We start from the raw sequence: 1513 nt of genomic DNA on the forward strand, positions 1-1513 counted from the left end.
AGGGCTGAGGCCAAAGGGTCTAGTCGGAACAGAGTGTCATGTTTGAAGTCGGCTGGACCGAAATGCTGGTCATCGCGATCGTCATGATCGTGGTCGTCGGGCCCAAGGATTTGCCCAATATGCTGCGCACCTTCGGCCGCACGACGGCGAAGCTGCGCGCCATGGCATCCGATTTCCAGAAACAGTTCAACGAGGCGCTGAAGGAAGCCGAGCTCGACGACGTCAAGAAGTCCGTCGACGAGCTCAGGGGCATGAGCCCGATGGCCGAGATCAGGAAGCAGCTCAATCCGTTCGAACAGGCCGCGGCCGACGTTCGCTCCGGCGTCGACGCGGCGATGAAGCCGAAGCCGGCAGCCGATCCGGCAACGCCAGCCGCTTCGACCCCGCAGGCGGCCGAGCCGCTGAAGAACGGTGCAACGACCATGCCCGGCGTCAACGGACCGGAAGCAGCGCCGGCAGCGCCGATTTTCCCGGCGATGACCGACGAATCGGTGGTGACGTCATCAGTGCCGACGACACCCGTCGTGGCGCCGAAGGCGTCCACGGCGAAGAAGGCAGCCAAGCCTGCACCGTCAAGGGCGACGCCGGCTATAAAGGCTTCGGCAAATGGCGCTAAAGCTCCTGCAAAAACGGTCACCGCTAAGGCCACGCCTGCGCCCAAGGTGCCAGCGAAGCCGGTGACGGCGGCAATGCCTGAAACGCCCAGGGCCAAGACGCCCGCTGCGGCCAAGGTGATCGCGTCCAAGACCGTAGCGACCAAGACGGGGGCGAAAATCGAACCGAAACCTGCTGCGGCCAAGAAGCCGGCGGCCAAGAAGACGGCTGGAGCCGCCAAGTGAGCGTTTCGGACACCGAAAAGGACGAGATCGAGAAATCGTCGGCGCCGCTGATGGAGCATCTGATCGAGCTGCGCCGGCGGCTGATCTGGTCGCTGGGCGGTTTCTTCGTTGCCTTCCTGGTCTGTTTCTTCTTCGCCAAGAAGCTGTTCAACCTTCTGGTCGTCCCGTTCAAATGGGCGACGCAGTGGGCAGGCCTCGATCCGCACAAGGTCGAGCTGATCTACACGGCGCCGCAGGAATTCTTCTTCACGCAGGTCAAGCTCGCCATGTTCGGCGGCATGGTGATCGCCTTTCCGCTGATCGCCACGCAGATCTACAAATTCATCGCGCCCGGCCTCTACAAGAACGAGCGCAACGCCTTCCTGCCGTTCCTGATCGCGTCGCCAATCCTGTTCCTGATGGGTGCGTCGCTGGTCTATTTCTTCTTCACGCCGATGGTGATGTGGTTCTTCCTCGCCATGCAGCAGGCCGGCACCGACGATCAGGTGCAGATTTCACTGCTGCCAAAGGTGTCGGAATATCTCAGCCTGATCATGACGCTGATCTTCTCCTTCGGCCTGGTGTTCCAACTGCCGGTGGTGACCAGCCTGATGACACGCGTCGGCATGCTGTCGTCCAAGGGGCTGGCCGAGAAGCGCAAATGGGCGATCGTCATCGCCTTCGTCGTCGCGGCG

Annotated in this window: 2 protein-coding genes; both read left to right on the top strand. The window is 62.1% G+C overall.

Annotation, left to right across the window (positions count from 1 at the left end):
• Positions 1-38 precede the first annotated feature (38 nt).
• Positions 39-839: a Sec-independent protein translocase protein TatB gene (gene tatB / locus EOA22_RS05850; RefSeq protein ID WP_063168118.1), complete on the top strand. Its 801-nt coding sequence runs from the start codon at positions 39-41 to the stop codon at positions 837-839.
• Positions 836-1513: twin-arginine translocase subunit TatC (tatC, locus tag EOA22_RS05855; protein WP_245478599.1), on the top strand; the 678-nt coding region annotated here is incomplete at its 3' end. The genes tatB and tatC, both read left to right, overlap by 4 nt.

The organism is Mesorhizobium sp. M7A.F.Ca.US.014.04.1.1 (assembly GCF_003998745.1).
Lineage (GTDB): Bacteria > Pseudomonadota > Alphaproteobacteria > Rhizobiales > Rhizobiaceae > Mesorhizobium > Mesorhizobium ciceri.

What these genes read in the sequence shown, in the direction of transcription:
- tatB (WP_063168118.1), top strand. Translation starts at nt 39, where the DNA reads ATGTTTGAAGTCGGCTGGACCGAAATGCTGGTCATCGCGATCGTCATG.